The organism is Kitasatospora sp. NPDC002543 (genome assembly GCF_053594915.1).
The window spans coordinates 1-16,779 of record NZ_JBSFWR010000073.1; the positions used below are offsets into that span (position 1 = coordinate 1).

Consider the following 16,779-nt stretch of genomic DNA (forward strand, 5'->3'; position numbering starts at 1 on the left):
GCAGGGGGGACCCTGTGGGAGAGTAGGACGCCGCCGAACAATTCTTCTGAAGAACCCCCATCCGGGTCCCGGATGGGGGTTCTTCGCGTTTCCGGGCCGGGCCGTCCCGGCCGGGTGTTTCCGTCTCTGCCGTCGTCCCTCCCGAACGACCCCCGCCGAGTGGCTGGGCACCGTCAATATGCCGCTAAAACCGCCTGATCAGCGCACTGATCAGCGGAAAATCGCGTCGCACGCCGTAGTCTCGAAGGCGAGGGGAACACGTGTCCGGGGGTGTCGTCCGGGCAGGGTCGGATCAAGAATGGTGCTCATGGGACGAGGCAGGCTGCGCATCTACCTCGGGGCAGCCCCCGGGGTCGGCAAGACGTACGCCATGCTCGCCGAGGCGCACCGGCGGCACGAACGTGGCACGGACGTCGTGGTCGCGTTCGTCGAGGACCACGGCCGCCGGCGGACCGCGGACATGGTCGCCGGGCTGGAGGTCGTGCTGCGGCAGCAGGTGCTGCACCGCGGCGCCCGGTTCTCCGAGATGGACCTGGACGCCGTCCTCGCCCGCCGCCCGCAGGTGGCCTTGGTGGACGAGCTGGCCCACACCAACGTCCCCGGCTGCCGCAACGAGAAGCGCTGGCAGGACGTCGAGGAGCTGCTGGCGGCCGGGATCGACGTGATCTCCACCGTCAACGTGCAGCACCTGGAGTCGCTCGGCGACGCCGTCGAGGGCATCACCGGGGTGCGCCAGCGCGAGACCGTCCCGGACGAGGTGGTCCGCCGGGCGGACCAGATCGAGCTGGTGGACATGTCCCCGCAGGCGCTGCGGCGACGGCTGGCGCACGGCAACGTGTACGCGCCGGAGAAGATCGACGCGGCCCTCGCCAACTACTTCCGTCCGGGCAACCTGACCGCGCTGCGCGAGCTGGCGCTGCTGTGGACCGCGGACCGGGTGGACGAGTACCTGCAGAAGTACCGGGCCGAGCAGGGCATCGAGGGCACCTGGCAGGCCCGGGAGCGCATCGTGGTCGGCCTGACCGGCGGGCCCGAGGGGGCGACGCTGATCCGCCGGGCGGCCCGGATCGCCGCGAGGGTCTCCGGCGGCGAGCTGCTCGCCGTGCACATCTCCCGCTCCGACGGGCTGGTGGGCACCGGATCGCCGCAGACGCTGATCGAGCAGCGCTCGCTGGTGGAGAGCCTCGGCGGCTCCTTCCACGCGGTGCTGGGCGACGACCCGGCCGCCGGCCTGCTGGACTTCGCGCGGGGCGTGAACGCCACCCAGATCGTGCTGGGGACGAGCCGGCGGCCCGCCTGGCAGTACCTGTACGGGCCGGGCGTCGGCACCACGGTGACCCGGGAGGCCGGGGACATCGACGTCCACATGGTCACCCACGAGCACGCCGGGCACGGGCGCGGCAAGATCCCCGTCCGCCGGATCACCGACCTGGGCCGTACCCGGACGGTCGGCGGCTGGCTGATCGGGCTGGTCGGCCCGCCGCTGCTGGCGGTCGTGCTGACCGCGATCGGCGGCCTGGGGCTCTCCACCGACATGCTGCTGTTCCTGTCGCTGACGGTGTGCGCGGCGCTGGTCGGCGGGCTGCTTCCGGCGATCGGCTCGGCGCTGGTGGCCTCCTCGGTGCTGAACTACTACTTCACCCCGCCGCTGCACACCTTCACCATCAACGAGCCGCAGAACATCATGGCGGTGGCGATATTCACCATCGTCGGCATATCGGTGGCCTCGGTCGTGGACCTCGCCGCCCGGCGCACCCAGCAGGCCGCCCGCAGCCAGACCGAGGCGCAGACGCTCAGCGCGCTGGCCGGCACGGTGCTGCGCGGCGCGCCGAACGGTGACGGGGTGCTGACCGCGCTGATGGAACAGGTCCGGGAGACCTTCGGGCAGGAGAGCGCCGCGCTGCTGGAACGGCCCGACCCGCTCGCCGCCTGGGCGCCGGTGGCCACCGCGGGCCCGCGCCCGCCGGAGCGGCCCGAGGAGGCCGACGTGGACGTCCCGGTCGGCGACAGCCTGGCGCTGGTGCTGCGCGGCCGGGTGCTCCCCGGGGCGGACCGGCGCCTGCTCGGGGCGTTCGCCGCGCAGGCCGCCGTGGTGCTGGAGCGCCGCCGGCTGGCCAGGGAGGCCGCCGAGGCCCGCCGGGAGGCCGAGGGCAACCGGATCAGGACCGCCCTGCTGGCCGCCGTCTCGCACGACCTGCGCACGCCGCTGGCGGGCATCAAGGCCTCGGTGAGCTCGCTGCGCTCGGCCGACGTCGACTGGGACCCGGAGGACGAGGCCGAGTTGCTGGCCGGCATCGAGGCCGGGGCCGACCGGCTGGACCACCTGATCAACAACCTGCTCGACATGAGCCGCCTGCAGACCGGGACGGTCACCCCGCTGATCCAGGAGACCGACCTGGACGAGGTGGTGCCGTTCGCGCTCGGCGGGGTGCCGCTGGAGTCCGTCCGGCTGGAGGTGCCGGAGACGCTGCCGATGGTCCGGGCCGACGGCGGGCTGCTGGAGCGTTCGCTGGCCAACCTGGTCGAGAACGCCGTCAAGTACAGCCCGGACGGCGTCAGGGTGCTGGTCAAGGCCGACGAGCTGCGCCGGCCGGGGGAGCCGGCCCGGGTCGAGCTGCGGATCGTGGACCGCGGCCCGGGCGTGCCCGAGGACGCCAAGGAGAAGATCTTCGCGCCGTTCCAGCGGTACGGCGACGCGCCGCGCGGCGCCGGGGTGGGCCTCGGACTCGCGGTGGCGCGGGGCTTCGTCGAGGCGATGGACGGTACCGTCACCGCCGAGGACACCCCGGGCGGCGGCCTCACCATGGTGGTCAGCCTGCCGGTGGTCGAACGGCCGCCCGGAACGGGGGAGCCGGGTGGTGAGGGTGGAGATCCGCTCCAGGAGCTGATCACCTGAGAACCGGCGGCGCGCCGGCCGGGCCCGTCGCCCCGCCCGGGGCCGCCCGCCGGACGCACGTCGTAGAGCCAGTCCCAGTCCGTAAGTCAGACAGCCCTGAAAGGCGGAGCCCGTAAATGACCCGGGTCCTCGTCGTGGACGACGAACCGCAGATCGTCCGCGCGCTGGTGATCAACCTCAAGGCCCGCAAGTACGAGGTGGACGCGGCCCATGACGGCGCGAGCGCCCTGGAGCTGGCCGCGGCCCGCCATCCGGACGTGGTCGTCCTCGACCTGGGACTGCCCGACATGGACGGGGTCGAGGTGATCCGGGGCCTGCGCGGCTGGACCCGGGTGCCGATCATCGTGCTGTCGGCGCGGCACGCCTCGGACGAGAAGGTCGAGGCACTGGACGCCGGCGCCGACGACTACGTCACCAAGCCGTTCGGCATGGACGAGCTGCTCGCCCGGATGCGGGCCGCCGTGCGGCGGGCCGAGCCGGTGGCCGGGGAGGCCGACTCGCTGGTCGTCACCGAGTCCTTCACCGTCGACCTCGCGGCCAAGAAGGTCAACCGGGACGGCGCCGACGTCCGCCTCACCCCGACCGAGTGGCACCTGCTGGAGGTCCTGGTCCGCAACGCCGGGAGGCTGGTCAGCCAGACCCAGCTGCTCCAGGAGGTGTGGGGCCCGGCCTACCGCACCGAGACCAACTACCTGCGGGTCTACCTCGCCCAGCTGCGCCGCAAGCTGGAGCGCGACCCCTCGCACCCGCGCCACTTCATCACCGAACCGGGCATGGGATACCGGTTCGAGAGCTGACCCGGACCGCCCCCGGCGGGCGAACGACCTGCCGCCGGGGGCCCGGAACCCGGTACCCTTCCGACATGAGTGGTGACAACAGCAGCGGCCAGCCGCAGGGGCGGCTCCGCCGCATGCTCAGCCGGCTGACCTCCTCGGCCGAGGAGCTGGACGCCGAGGAACTGCGTCAGGAGAGCGCCGCGGAGTCCGGCTGCACCCCGATCGCCGGCTGCGGGGACCGTCAGCTGGTCACCGTCGCGGGCACGCTGCGCACGGTGACGCTCCGCCCCAGGGCGGGGGTGCCCGCGCTGGAGGCCGAACTCTTCGACGGCACCGAGGCGCTGGACGTGGTCTGGCTCGGCCGCCGCTCGATCGCCGGGATAGAGCCCGGCCGCCGGCTGGTCGCCAGCGGCCGGATCAGTCACGCACGCGGGCGCCGCGTGCTGTTCAACCCCCGCTATGAGCTGCGTCCGGTCGGACACGGGAGCGAATGAGCGTGAGCAACCAGCCCGGCGGCGAGGCCGCCGCCCAGCTCGACCTGGCCCTCGACCCGGCGGCCGCGGAGGCCGCCCGCAAGGCCGCCTCCAAGGAGGCCGCCGACACCGTGCTCCAGGCCTTCGGCGGCGTACGCGGCATGATCGACATGACGCTGCCCGGCCTGGTCTTCATCGTCACCTACAACGTGACCCACCAGGTCAGTACCTCGGCCTGGGCCGCGCTGGGCCTGAGCGCCCTGTTCGTGGTGGCCCGGCTGGCGAAGCGGCAGACCATCCAGCACGCCTTCAGCGGGGTGTTCGGCGTCGCCCTCGGGGCCTGGATCTCGATGAAGAGCGGCAAGGCCGAGGACTTCTACCTGCCCGGCCTGCTCTGGAACGTCGGCTACTGTGTCGCCCTGGCGACCTCCGCCCTGGTGCGCTGGCCGATGATCGGGGTCATGCTCGGCCCGATCACCGGTGAGATGTTCACCTGGCGCAAGGAGAACCCGGGCCGCCTGGCCGCCTACACCAGGGCGACCTGGGCGTGGGTGCTGATCATGGGCCTCAAGCCGGTGATCCTCTTCCCGCTGTACTTCACCCACAACGTCAACCTGCTGGGCTGGCTGAAGGTCGCCCTCGGCATCCCGCCGCTGCTGCTGGCGATGTACGTGACCTGGCAGATCCTGCTGAAGGCGCCGCCGCCGATCAAGGCGCAGCTGGACGACGAGGAGGAGCCGGCGACGTAGCCGCCCCCCGTTCCGTCCCGGCCGGTCCGGACAACGGCGAAGGGCCCGCACCCAGCGAGGGGTGCGGGCCCTTCCGCTGTGCGCCGGGGGCTACTGGGCGCCCGAGGTGGCCGAGAGCAGCTGCTCCAGCTCCTCCTCACGCTCCTGCGCGGCGACGAAGAGCAGCTCGTCGCCGCCCTCCAGGGTGTCGTCCTTGCCCGGCACCAGCACCCGGCCCTCGCGGATGATGGTCACCAGGGCGGTGTCCTGCGGCCAGGCGACGTCGCCGACCCGGGTGCCGACCAGCTCGGTGTCCGAGGCGAGCGTCAGCTCGACCAGGTTGGCGTTGCCCTGGCTGAAGCGCATCAGGCGGACCAGGTCGCCGACGCTGACCGCCTCCTCGACCAGCGCGGACATCAGACGCGGGGTGGAGACGGCCACGTCCACGCCCCAGGACTCGTTGAAGAGCCACTCGTTCTTGGGGTTGTTCACCCGGGCGACCACCCGGGGCACCGCGTACTCGGTCTTGGCGAGCAGCGAGACGACCAGGTTGACCTTGTCGTCACCGGTCGCGGCGATCACCACGTGGCAGCGCTGCAGCGCTGCCTCGTCCAGCGAGGTGATCTCACAGGCGTCGGCGAGCAGCCACTCCGCCATCGGGACCCGCTCCACCGAGATGGAGTTGGGGTTCTTGTCGATCAGCAGGACCTCGTGGCCGTTCTCCAGCAGCTCGCCCGCGATCGAGCGGCCCACGGCACCGGCACCGGCAATGGCGACCCGCATCAGTGACCCTCCTCCTTCGGTCCCTGCGCGAACGCGGCCTCGACGGCCGTCAGGTCGGCCCGGCGCAGCATCACGTGCACCAGGTCGCCCTCCTGCACCACCATCTGCGGCGAGGGGAGCACTCCCTCGCCGAGCCGGGTGACGAAGGCCACCCGGGCGCCGGAGGCTTCCTCCAGCTTGCCGATCCGGTGGCCGATCCAGCGCGGGTCGTACGCGACCTCGGCGAGCTGCACGCCGCCGCTCGGGTCCTGCCACAGCGGCTCGGCGCCGCTCGGCAGCAGTCGGCGCAGCATCTGGTCGGCGGTCCAGCGGACCGTCGCCACGGTGGGGATGCCCAGGCGCTGGTACACCTCGGCGCGGCGGGGGTCGTAGATCCGGGCGGCGACGTTCTCGACGCCGAAGTTCTCCCGGGCCACCCGCGCGGCGATGATGTTGGAGTTGTCACCGCTGGAGACCGCGGCGAAGGCGCCGGCCTCCTCGATGCCCGCCTCGCGCAGGGTGTCCTGGTCGAAGCCGACCCCGGTCACCCGGCGGCCGTTGAAACCGGCGCCCAGCCGACGGAAAGCGGTCGGGTCCTGGTCGACCACGGCCACCGAGTGGCCCTGTTTCTCCAGGGCTCTGGCGAGGGCGGAGCCCACGCGGCCGCAGCCCATGATCACGATGTGCACCGGCGCTTACCTCACCCGTCCCGAAGGGGCCTTGACCTGCGCAAACACCGTTCAGCTCCGTTTCCCGCCCGGTCGTCCGGGACGAGGTTCATCGTGGGGGCGCCGACCCGGCAACGCTCGACAACCAGAGTGTTGCCCGCCGACTCGTATCCGACACGCTAGCCGGTCCACCGAACACAGTCGCGACGAAGGGGGGGACAAACGGCGGAGCGTTGACCGGGGAGCCCCTACGATTCCTTAACGTGCCTATGCCGACTGACCTTCCGAAACGCATCCTGATCGGGCGCGCCCTGCGCAGCGACAAGCTGGGCGAGACACTTCTGCCCAAGCGGATCGCGCTGCCCGTGTTCGCCTCGGACGCGCTCTCCTCGGTCGCGTACGCCCCCGAGGAGATCCTGCTCACCCTCTCCATCGCGGGCGCCTCGGCGATCCACTTCTCCTGGCAGATCGGCGTCGTGGTGGCGATCGTGATGCTCGCCGTGGTCGCCTCGTACCGGCAGAACGTCCACGCCTACCCCAGCGGCGGCGGTGACTACGAGGTCGCGACCGTCAACCACGGGCCGGCCGCCGGTCTGGTGGTCGCCAGCGCGCTGATGGTCGACTACGTGCTCACCGTGGCCGTGTCGACCACCTCGGGCGTCGCCAACGTCGTCTCCGCGGTGCCCGCGCTGCGCGGCCACGAACCGGTCCTGTCGGTGGTCGTGGTCGTGGTGCTGATGGGCATGAACCTGCGCGGTGTGCGCGAATCCGGCAGCGCCTTCGCCGTCCCCACGTACGCCTTCATGATCGGCGTGATCGGGATGGTCGGCTACGGGGTGTTCCGGCACTTCGCGCTGGGCCAGGACATGCCCGCCGAGAGCTCCGGGTTCCACCTCGCCTCCACCCCCGGCAACGACTCGCTCGCGGGCTTCGCGATGGTGTTCCTGCTGCTGAAGGCCTTCTCCTCCGGCTGTGCCGCGCTGACCGGTGTGGAGGCGATCTCCAACGGCGTGCCGGCCTTCCGCAAGCCGAAGAGCAAGAACGCCGCCACCACGCTGCTGATGATGGCGTCCATCGCCGTCGTGATGTTCATGGGCATCATCTGGCTGGCCCGGCTGACCGGTGTCCAGATGGCCGAGAACCCGACCGAGCAACTCGTCGGCGCCTCGCCGGGCTACCACCAGAAGACCGCGCTGGCGCAGATCAGCGAGGCCGTGTTCAACAACTTCACGCCCGGCTTCTACTTCGTCGCCGCCGTGACCGGCCTGATCCTGGTGCTCGCCGCCAACACCGCCTTCAACGGCTTCCCGGTGCTCGGCTCGATCCTCGCCCAGGACCGCTACCTGCCGCGCCAGCTGCACACCCGCGGCGACCGGCTGGCCTTCTCCAACGGCATCATCCTGCTGGCGATCGCCGCGGTCCTGCTGATCCTGGCCTTCGACGCCGACCCCAACCGGCTGATCCAGCTCTACATCGTCGGCGTCTTCGTCGCCTTCAACATGAGCCAGTCCGGCATGATCCGGCACTGGACCCGGCTGCTGCGCACCGAGACCGACCCTGCCAAGCGCCGCCACATGCAGCGCAGCCGGGCGATCAACGCCTTCGGCCTGGTGATGACCATGGCGGTGCTGATCGTCGTCCTGGTCACCAAGATCAGCCACGCCTGGATCGCGATCGCCGCGATGGCCGTGCTGTTCGTGATGATGAAGGGCATCCGGCGCCACTACGACCGGGTCTCAGACGAGCTCATCGCCGCCGAGGAGCCGGACGACGTGGTGCTGCCCACACGGGTGCACGCCATCGTGCTGGTCTCCAAGCTGCACAAGCCGGCGCTGCGCGCCCTGGCGTACGCCCGGCTGGCCCGGGCCCACACGCTGGAGGCCGTCACGGTCAACGTCGACCCGGCGGACACCGCGGCACTGCGGCGCGAGTGGGACGAGCGCGGCATCGAGGTGCCGCTCAAGGTGCTGGACTCGCCGTACCGCGAGATCACCGGCCCGGTCCTGGACTACGTGAAGAACCTGCGGCGCAGCAGCCCGCGGGAGGTGGTCTCGGTCTACATCCCGGAGTACGTGGTCGGCCACTGGTACGAGCACCTGCTGCACAACCAGAGCGCGCTTCGGCTCAAGGGACGGCTGCTGTTCAAGCCCGGGGTGATGGTCACCTCGGTGCCGTGGCAGCTGGAGTCCTCGGAGCGGCGCAAGCCGCAGAAGGCCTGGTCGGCGCCGGGCGCCGTCCGACGTGGCGAGCCTCGGGCGCCGAAGGCCGTAAAGTCGAAGGATTCCGTCTCCACCGGTGCGAACGCCGGTGACACCCCCGACCGCAGCAAGGACTCCTCCCAGTGACCCGCAACACTCCGCCCCGCTCCTCGGGCTCCTCCGGCGCCTCCGGCAAGGGCGCCCGCCGGGGCGGCTCCCAGCCCGGTCAGGTCTCCCGGCCGCGCTGGGGCCGGCCGGCCCGTCCGGAGGCCACCGACCGCGACGGCCTCACCGCGCGCACCGCGCCGATCGTCCCGGGGGAGCCGGCGGACCGCGGGCCCGCCGGGCCGGGGGCCGGGAAGGGCACGCCGAAGGGCTCCGCGGACAAGAGCGCTGCGGGCAAGGGCGCTTCGAGGGGCGCCGGTGCCAAGGGCTCCGCGGGCAAGGGCGCTTCGAAGGGTGCTTCGAGGGGCGCCGGTCAGGGCGAGCCGAAGGGTGCCGCCGCGGCGGGCGGGAAGGCACCGCGCAAGCAGGCGGTGCGGCCGCCCAAGGCACTGCGCACCGCCGCCGCGCGGCCCTCGCGGCCCGAGACGCCGTCCGGGGAGCCGCTGGCCGGGCAGCGCTACGAGGTCGAGGTCGGCCCGGTCGCGCACGGCGGCGGGCACTGCGTGGCCCGGCACGAGGGGCGGGTGCTGTTCGTGCGGCACGCGCTGCCCGGTGAGAAGGTCGTCGCGCTGGTGACCGACGGGACCACCACCTCGCGGTTCCTGCGGGCCGACGCCGTGGAGGTGCTGGAGCCCTCCAAGGACCGGATCGAGGCGCCCTGCCCCTTCTCCGGCCCGGGCAAGTGCGGCGGCTGCGACTGGCAGCACGTCACCCCGGGCGGGCAGCGCAAGCTCAAGGCGGCGGTGCTGACCGAGCAGCTGGCCAAGCTGGCCGGGCTCACCCCGGCCGAGGCCGGCTGGGACGGCAGCGTCGAGCCGGTCGGCGGCAAGCTGCCGGCCGGGCAGGTGCCGGCCTGGCGCACCCGGGTGCAGTACGCGGTGGACGCGGAGACCGGGAAGGTCGGTCTGCGCAAGCACCGCTCGCACGACGTGCAGCCGGTGGACCGCTGCCTGATCGCCTCCGAGGGCGTCACCGAGCTGGGCATCGAGTCCCGTGACTGGCCCGGGGTGGCGAGCGTCGAGGCGATCGCCGCGAGCGGCTCCTCGGACCGCCAGGTGGTGCTCACCCCGCGTCCGGGCGCCCAGCTGCCGCTGGTCGAGCTGGACAAGCCGGTGTCGATCGCCCGGGTCGGCGAGCAGGGCGAGCTGCACAAGGTGCACGGCCGGAGCTTCGTGCGCGAGCGGGCCGCCGGACGGACCTGGCGGGTCAGCAACGGCGGCTTCTGGCAGATCCACCCGGAGGCGCCGGACACCCTGGTCGACGCCGTCCTGGACGGCCTGGACCCGCAGTGGGGCGAGAACGCGCTCGACCTGTACTGCGGTGTCGGCCTGTTCGCCGGCGCGCTGGCCGACCGGGTCGGCGAGGACGGCGCGGTGCTCGGCATCGAGTCCGCCAAGCAGGCCGTCGTCGACGCCCGGCACAACCTGGCCGCGCTGGAGAACGTGCGGATCGAGTGCGACCGGGTCGAGACGCTGCTGCCGCGCACCGGCATCACCGCCACCGACCTGATCGTGCTGGACCCGCCGCGCGCGGGCGCCGGCCGCGAGACCGTCGCCCACCTGGTCGGCCTGGAGGCGCGCCGGATCGCGTACGTGGCCTGCGACCCGGCGGCGCTCGCCCGGGACCTGAAGTTCTTCCGCGAGGGCGGCTACCGGCCGGTCTCGCTGCGGGCCTTCGACCTGTTCCCGATGACCCACCACTTCGAGTGCGTGGCGATCCTGGAGCCGGCCGGGGAGTGATCCCGGGCGCCGGAGGTCACGGCAGGAGGCGGTCACCCGTTCGGGGTGGCCGCCTCCGCGGCGTTCGGGGAGCCGCCCGGTTCCGGGGAGCTACTCGTTGTGCTCCTCCTCGTCGACGCTGTGCGGGAGGTCGATGCCGTGCTGGGCGGCGAGCCGCAGGAGCGAGGCGACCCGGCCCTCGTACGCCTGGACGCCGTCGGCGTCCCCTTCGGCCCGGGCCGCCGCGAGATCTCGGCGGGCCTGGGTGAGCTGCTCGCGCAGCTCCTGGTCGAACATGGCTGTCATCGGTAGGCCTCCGCACCGGTCGGTGCCCGCTCGGGGAACGCAAGGGGTCTTCAGCGTCGCGGACGGTGCGGCGGTCTTCAAGTCCCGCACCTCCCGGTGGGTCCGCGCGGGCCGGGGTGGGGCCGGGCGGGGCGGCGCCGGGTGCGTCGGGGCGGCCGCGGGGGCGGCCCGGACCGGGGCGGAAGGTCAGGTGTCGGCAATGCCTCGGCAAAAGATGGTGCGCGGAGTGCCACCCGGCCCGGGGGAGGGCTTGACGGGGCAATTCGCCAGGGCGAAGGTAAGCCGCTGACATGTGATGTGTGCTGTTGCACCGCAGGTGGCGGCAGCCCGCCCCACGCCGTCGGCCGGGGCCGGCCGGGTGCGCGAGGGGGAGCGTCATGGAGCTGGAACTGCGGCACCTCCGCGTGCTGTGCGCCATCGCCGACACCGGGAGCGTCGGCCGGGCCGCCGTCCTGCTCGGCGCCTCGCAGCCGGCGACCAGTACCCAGCTGCGCCGGATCGAACGCCACCTGGGCGCCCCGCTGTTCGAACGCACCGCCGCCGGTGTCGCGCCGACCTGCTTCGGGGCGGAGGTGGTGGCCGCCGCCCGGGAGCTGCTCACCCGTGCCGACCGCCTGGGCCGCGGCCCGGGGCCCCAGGCCGGTCCCGTCCCGCGCGAGCTTCGGCTGGCGGCGACCGGCTCGCCGCTGCTGCCCGGACTGGTCGTCAGGGCCCGGCACCAGCGGCCCGGTCAGCGCTTCGCCCTGACGCCGGTCCGTCGCTCCCGCGACGTCGTCGAGCTGTTGGAGCGGGGTGAGGCGGACGCCGCCGTGGCGGTGGACCACCCCGGCCGGGAGCTGCGCCATTCCCCGGCCGTCGCGCACCGCGGCATCGTCACCGAGCCCCTCTTCGTCGCGCTGCCGGCCGGCCACCGGTTGCGGCACCGCGCCGAGGTGGCCCTGGCGGACCTCGCGGAGGAGGAGTGGTTCCTGACCCCCGACGACGGGGCCGGCTGGCGCGGGGTGTTCCACGGGGCCTGCGCCGCGGCCGGGTTCACCCCGGTGGCCGTCCACGAGCTCCCCGGCGGCCGGCTGGAGCTCCAGGAGCTGATCGCCGCCGGGCTCGGCGTCTCCGTCGTCCACGCCACCACCAGGCCGCTCGCCGACGTGGTGGTCAAGCCGCTCGCGGGCACGCCGATCTGGGTCCGGCAGTTGCTGCTCTGGCGGCCGGCCGGGGTGGGCGGCGAGGTGGTGGAGACGCTGCTGGGGGCGGCCGCCGCGGCGTACCGGGACCTGGTCGCGGCGGCGCCGGGCTTCCAGGCGTGGGCCGCGCGGACCTACCGGCCGTAGCGGGCCCGTGTTATGGCCGGGCCCGGGCATGTCATATGACCTGTGACATTGTTCTGACCCTCCGTCGCTGGCAGGATCATGACGCGTTCCCCCGACGTCTCGGCAGTCCTCCCAGCGCCTCCCCCACAGGAGAAGGACCCACCAGTGCGCCCACGGATATCCCTCCCCACCCTGCTGGCCGGCCTCGTCGCCGGCTGTTGCGCCGGCGCCACGCTGCTGCCGGCCACCGCATCCGCCCTCCCGGCCGGTTCCGCCGCCTCCGCCCAGGCCGCCCGGCCCGCGGGCGGCGCCCCGACGGCCGACCCGGGCGCCGCCGTGCCGAAGCCGCTCGGCGCCTTCCTCACGGTCGACCCGGCCGCCCAGACCCGGGCGGCCGAGGACCTCGCCCCCGTCGCCGCGCCGCTGCCCCCGGCCCTGCTCGGCCAGCTCGTGATGGGCCAGCCGGCCGGCACCGCCGTGCAGACCGCGCCGCGTCCGTCCGCTCCGCGCCCGGCCGAGCCGAAGGCCGTCGCGCCGGCCGCGCCGCCCCTCGCCGCCCGGGGCGCCGCCGGTGCGACCGCCACCGCGCAGAGCTGCACCCCGGCCGACTTCGGCAGCCGCAGCGGAGCCGACCTGGTCTCCTTCGTCGAGGGCTCGACCACCGCCTGCGTCAACACGCTGTTCAACGTCACCGGCACCGACGCGGGCAACATCTTCAAGGAATCGAAGATGCTCGCCGTCGCCGACGCGTTCCGGTCGATGGCGGGCGGCTACGCCGGCGACAACTCGACCGCCATCCTCCAGCTCGTGCTCTTCCAGCGGGCCGGCTGGTACGTGCAGTCGAACAACGCGGACGCGGTCGGCCCGTACGGCGCGGCCCTGACCGGCGCCTCCAAGGCCGCCCTCGACGCGTTCTTCGCCAGCCCGCACCGCACCGACGTCAACGACAACAACGGCGCCGTGCTCAACGAGGTGCTGGTGCTCACCGACAGCGCCAACCTCCAGGGCAGCTACCTGGGCGTCTACAAGCAGGTGCTGACGGCGTACGACAACTCGTACAACGCCTACCCGAAGATGCTCAAGGCGGTCAACGCGGTGCTGTCCGCGCCGCTCTGGCGGGGCAACTGGAACCCCGACTTCGTCAGCGCGGTCAGCGCCGACCCGAGCATCGGCGCCACCCTGGGCGACTTCGCGCTCAACCACAAGGACCTGCTCGGCACGGCCAACGCCTACCTCGACGTCAACGCGGGCAACGACCTCGGCCGGATGGCGGGCGACGGCCCGGCGGTCGAGGCCGCGGTCAAGGACAAGGTCAAGGCGGTCCTCGACGGCGTGGCGGTCACCGGCGCCACCGGCCCGCTGTACGTCCACACCGCCTACCAGGCCAACAGCTTCGACCACGGCCAGTGCTCGTACTACGGCATCTGCGACCTGCCGGCGAAGCTGACCGCCGCGGTGCTGCCGAACCAACTGGTCTGCGACAACCGCACCATCCAGACCGAGGCGCTGTCGCCCGCCGACCTGTCGGCCGTCTGCGCCAGCCTGCGCGGCGAGGACGCCTTCTTCCACAAGCTGGTGAAGGACAACGGCCCGATCCCCGGCCAGTACGACAAGGAGCTCACCCTCGCGGTCTTCGCCAACCAGGCGGACTACCTCACCTACTCCTGGGCGATCTTCAACAACTCCACCGACAACGGCGGACAGACCGTCATGGACCCGACCGACCCGAACAACCGGGCCGTGTGCGTGATGTACCAGAAGTCCTGGAACGACGGCTTCACCGCCAACGTGTGGAACCTCAACCACGAGTACACGCACTACCTGGACAACATCTACGACCTCAAGGGCAACTTCTCCACCGAGATCTCCGTCCCGGACATCTGGTGGATCGAGGGCGTCGCCGAGTACGAGTCCTACGCGTACCGCGGCACCACCGACACCCAGGCGATGGCCGAGGCCGCCAAGCACACGTACAAGCTGAGCACCGTCTTCCAGAACACGTACGGCAACTCGGACACCGTGCGCACCTACCCGTGGGGCTACCTGGCCGTCCGGTACATGTTCGAGAAGCACCCGGCCGACATCGACGCCATGCTCGCGCACTTCCGCACCGGCGACTACCAGGGCGGCTACGCGGTCTACAACGGCATCGGCACCGGCTACGACGCCGACTTCGACGCCTGGCTCGACACCTGCGCCGGCGGCGCCTGCTACGCGGCCGGCCCGACCGCGCTGTTCGGCCAGTCCGTCTCCGGCGCCACCGTGACGCTGACCGACAAGTCCGTGCAGACCGGCCCCGGCCGGATCACCGCCTGGCACTGGACCTTCGGCGACGGCAGCTCGTCCGACCAGCAGAACCCGACCCACACCTACGCGGCCGCCGGCACCTACACCGTCGCGCTGACCGTCACCGACGACACCGGCAGGACCGCCAGCACGCCGGCCTCCGCCACCGTGACCACGGGCGGGGGCGGCGGCCCCACCACCCCGCCGGCCTGCACCGACCCGCGCGCCGACGCGCTCGGCAAGAACTGCTCGCGGGCCGGCCTGTCGGCCACCGCCGGCAACCTGGACTACCTGTACGTCTACCTGCCGGCCGGTACCAGCACCCTGAAGATCACCACCTCCGGGGGCACCGGCACCGCCTACCTGTACTACAACGACGCCACCTGGGCCTCGCCGAGCGCCTACACGGCCTCGTCCACCGGGGCGGGCACCACCCAGAGCATCACGGTGACCAACCCGACCGCCGGGTACCGGTACGTGAGCCTCTACGCGAAGAGCGACTTCAGCGGGGTGACCGTCAGCACCCAGTTCTGATCCGCCCCCTTTCCGGGCGAGGGCCGGGTCCGTGGCAGCAGCCGCGGGCCCGGCCGGTCGTCGTTCCGGTGACGGCGAGGTTGCGCGGGGGCGTGCGGCAGGTGTGCGGGCGGTGTGCGTGCGCCCTTGTTGTGCTAGCACTTGAGCGCTAGCTTGAACGACATGGGTAAGAAGCAGCTGAACGTGCGGGTCGACGCCACGACCGCCGAGATGGCCCGGGAACGGGCGGAGCAGCAGGGGATCTCCATGAACCAGTACATCGAGCGCCTGGTCCAACAGGACATGGGCGAGTCCGGACGGGCCTTCGTGGACGCGGCCGCGCAGTTCATGAAGGAGTACGAGTCGGCGTTCCTCGCCGAGTTCGGGGAGCCGGCCGACCTCCAGGACGTGCGCCGTTGAAGCTGGAGGTCGACCTCTCGTGGTTGCTCATGACCGCCGAGCAGTACACGCCCGGTGACCCGCAGGTCACCGACTACGGCTCGCTGCTCGCGGCCGTCACCCGCCACCAGGCCGAGATATTCGACATCTCGGTCTACCCCGAACCGCACGACCGCGCCGCCGCCCTGATGCACCAGCTGATCCGGGTGCCCGCGCTGGAGAAGACCAACGAACTCTTCGCGACCGCCGTCGCCTACGCCTACCTGGTCGCCAGCGGCTGCACCGTCGCCACCACCGCCCGCGAGGTGCGCAGCCTCTCCCGGGCCATCCGCGAGGGGCGGCTCGGGGTGTCGGGCGTCGCCGAGCGGCTGGCGGCCTGGGTGGTGGACGAGGCGGAGGGGGAAGGCGTCACCGGGTCGGACGAGGAGGACGAGGACGACGACTGAACGGCGCCGTCCCCGCCGGGGGCGCCCGGCCGCTGTGCGGCGGGGCGCTGCTACCGGACCGGCCCCTCCTGCGGGACCGGCTCCGCCTGCGGGACCGGCTCCGCCTGTGGGGCGGGCTGCTACTGGGCGGTGGGCTCCTGCCGCGGGGCGGGCTCCGCGATCAGGGCCGTCGCGAAGGGGCGGAAGCCGGCCCGGCGGTAGATCCGGGCGACGTCCTCGTCGGCGGCGGAGAGGAACACCGTCCGGACCCCGTGCGCCCGGGCGTGTGCGACCAGGGCCGCGGTGACCGCCAGCCCCAGCCCGCGCCGGCGCGCGGACGGGAGCGTGCCCACTCCGACGACCTCGGTGACCGGGCCCACCGGATTGTGCTGGCCCGCGCAAAGGACCGTACCGTCCTCGACGGCCGCGGCCAGCACCGTGGTGCCGGAGGCGATCCGCCCGGCGATCCGCTCCGCCGTGCCGTCGGCCGTGAACTTCGCCGCGGTCCGGGCGAGTTCGGCCGCACCGGCCGGGCCGACGGCGGTGCCCGGATCCGCGAAGGCCAGATCCGGGGCGGCGATCGCGGCCGCGAGCTCCGGCGCGTCCGCTGCCAGCACCCGGACCTCCACCGGCTCCGACAGCCCGGGCTCCGGGGCCGCCTCGTCCTGCGGGTCCAGCACCAGCAGCGGGTGCTCGTGCACCGTCAGGCCGGCCGCCTCGACGGCCGCGCGCAGCTCCGGGTTCTGCTCGGCGACCCACTCGAAGGCCTCCGGCGCGCCCAGCTCCCGCTGCCGCTCCAGCACCCGGCGGACGTCCTCGGCGGTGACGGCCGGGCCGGTGTGGCCGAGGGTCGGACGGGCGTAGTACGGCCAGCCGGCGCCCTCCCGGACGAACAGGGTCAGCGGTCCGAAGTCCTCGGTGCGGGCGGCGCCGCGCGGCACGGCGTCGTAGTAGCGCTCGATCTCGTCGAGCAGGGGGCGGTCGGGATCATGATCGGCAGAGGTCACGGCGTGCATCCAAGCAGGCGCGGGAGTGCGGTGCCACCGGATTTGGCGCTCGGCGTCGTCGCTCAGGGGGCGATTGTTGCCGAACGCTTACCCGCTCGCAGCGATCTTGTGCGGGCACAGCGTGCATGCTGAAGCCTTTACAGCTCTGCCGA

14 protein-coding genes are annotated in these 16,779 nt (G+C 72.8%); 10 read left to right on the forward strand and 4 right to left on the reverse strand.

What is annotated here, in order from left to right; genetic code table 11:
- Window positions 1-307 precede the first annotated feature (307 nt).
- The 4 genes from ACWD4P_RS26470 (at window position 308) to ACWD4P_RS26485 (ending at window position 4,894) form a co-directional block, all read left to right on the forward strand.
- Window positions 308-2,896: a sensor histidine kinase KdpD gene (locus ACWD4P_RS26470; protein WP_359829046.1), complete on the forward strand. Its 2,589-nt coding sequence runs from the start codon at window positions 308-310 to the stop codon at window positions 2,894-2,896.
- A 116-nt stretch (window positions 2,897-3,012) separates the two neighbouring features.
- Window positions 3,013-3,693, forward strand: a complete 681-nt coding sequence (locus ACWD4P_RS26475; RefSeq protein ID WP_049657530.1) for a response regulator — start codon at window positions 3,013-3,015, stop codon at window positions 3,691-3,693.
- 65 nt (window positions 3,694-3,758) lie between these two features.
- Window positions 3,759-4,166 carry an OB-fold nucleic acid binding domain-containing protein gene (locus tag ACWD4P_RS26480; RefSeq protein WP_359829047.1) on the forward strand — a complete coding sequence of 136 codons (408 nt, stop codon included), beginning with the start codon at window positions 3,759-3,761 and terminating at the stop codon, window positions 4,164-4,166.
- A gap of 2 nt (window positions 4,167-4,168) precedes the next feature.
- On the forward strand, window positions 4,169-4,894 hold the full coding sequence (locus ACWD4P_RS26485; RefSeq protein WP_449781296.1) for a DUF3159 domain-containing protein: 726 nt from the start codon (window positions 4,169-4,171) through the stop codon (window positions 4,892-4,894).
- A gap of 90 nt (window positions 4,895-4,984) precedes the next feature.
- Here ACWD4P_RS26485 and ACWD4P_RS26490 read toward each other — a convergent pair whose 3' ends face one another.
- Window positions 4,985-5,656 carry a potassium channel family protein gene (locus ACWD4P_RS26490; RefSeq protein WP_359829049.1) on the reverse strand — a complete coding sequence of 224 codons (672 nt, stop codon included), beginning with the start codon at window positions 5,654-5,656 and terminating at the stop codon, window positions 4,985-4,987.
- Complete coding sequence (locus tag ACWD4P_RS26495; RefSeq protein WP_359829050.1) at window positions 5,656-6,324, reverse strand: potassium channel family protein; 669 nt, start codon at window positions 6,322-6,324, stop codon at window positions 5,656-5,658. The genes ACWD4P_RS26490 and ACWD4P_RS26495 overlap by 1 nt, the downstream gene beginning before the upstream one ends.
- A gap of 248 nt (window positions 6,325-6,572) precedes the next feature.
- Here ACWD4P_RS26495 and ACWD4P_RS26500 point away from each other — a divergent pair, with 248 nt between their 5' ends.
- Together ACWD4P_RS26500 and ACWD4P_RS26505 are read left to right on the forward strand one after the other, a co-directional pair.
- Window positions 6,573-8,648 (forward strand): APC family permease, encoded by a 2,076-nt coding sequence (locus ACWD4P_RS26500; protein ID WP_449781314.1) that lies wholly within the window; start codon window positions 6,573-6,575, stop codon window positions 8,646-8,648.
- A 407-nt stretch (window positions 8,649-9,055) separates the two neighbouring features.
- Window positions 9,056-10,405, forward strand: coding sequence for a class I SAM-dependent RNA methyltransferase (locus ACWD4P_RS26505; protein ID WP_359829054.1), 1,350 nt, complete (start codon window positions 9,056-9,058; stop codon window positions 10,403-10,405).
- A gap of 90 nt (window positions 10,406-10,495) precedes the next feature.
- Here the strand turns inward: ACWD4P_RS26505 and ACWD4P_RS26510 are convergent, their stop codons facing one another.
- Window positions 10,496-10,690: a hypothetical protein gene (locus ACWD4P_RS26510; protein WP_449781297.1), complete on the reverse strand. Its 195-nt coding sequence runs from the start codon at window positions 10,688-10,690 to the stop codon at window positions 10,496-10,498.
- A gap of 377 nt (window positions 10,691-11,067) precedes the next feature.
- On the opposite strand from ACWD4P_RS26510, the gene ACWD4P_RS26515 reads away from it, so the two are divergent.
- From ACWD4P_RS26515 to ACWD4P_RS26530, 4 genes are all read left to right on the forward strand, one after another.
- Complete coding sequence (locus ACWD4P_RS26515) at window positions 11,068-12,018, forward strand: LysR family transcriptional regulator (protein WP_359829053.1); 951 nt, start codon at window positions 11,068-11,070, stop codon at window positions 12,016-12,018.
- A gap of 144 nt (window positions 12,019-12,162) precedes the next feature.
- The gene (locus tag ACWD4P_RS26520) at window positions 12,163-14,817 is read left to right on the forward strand and encodes a collagenase (RefSeq protein WP_449781298.1); all 2,655 of its coding nucleotides are present in this window, start codon (window positions 12,163-12,165) and stop codon (window positions 14,815-14,817) included.
- 162 nt (window positions 14,818-14,979) lie between these two features.
- The gene (locus ACWD4P_RS26525; protein WP_359824281.1) at window positions 14,980-15,216 is read left to right on the forward strand and encodes a toxin-antitoxin system HicB family antitoxin; all 237 of its coding nucleotides are present in this window, start codon (window positions 14,980-14,982) and stop codon (window positions 15,214-15,216) included.
- 29 nt (window positions 15,217-15,245) lie between these two features.
- Window positions 15,246-15,641: a fic family toxin-antitoxin system, toxin component gene (locus ACWD4P_RS26530; protein ID WP_449781315.1), complete on the forward strand. Its 396-nt coding sequence runs from the start codon at window positions 15,246-15,248 to the stop codon at window positions 15,639-15,641.
- 119 nt (window positions 15,642-15,760) lie between these two features.
- Here the strand turns inward: ACWD4P_RS26530 and ACWD4P_RS26535 are convergent, their stop codons facing one another.
- Entirely contained in the window at window positions 15,761-16,627 is an 867-nt protein-coding gene (locus ACWD4P_RS26535) for a GNAT family N-acetyltransferase (protein WP_449781299.1), read from the reverse strand.
- Window positions 16,628-16,779 lie beyond the last annotated feature (152 nt).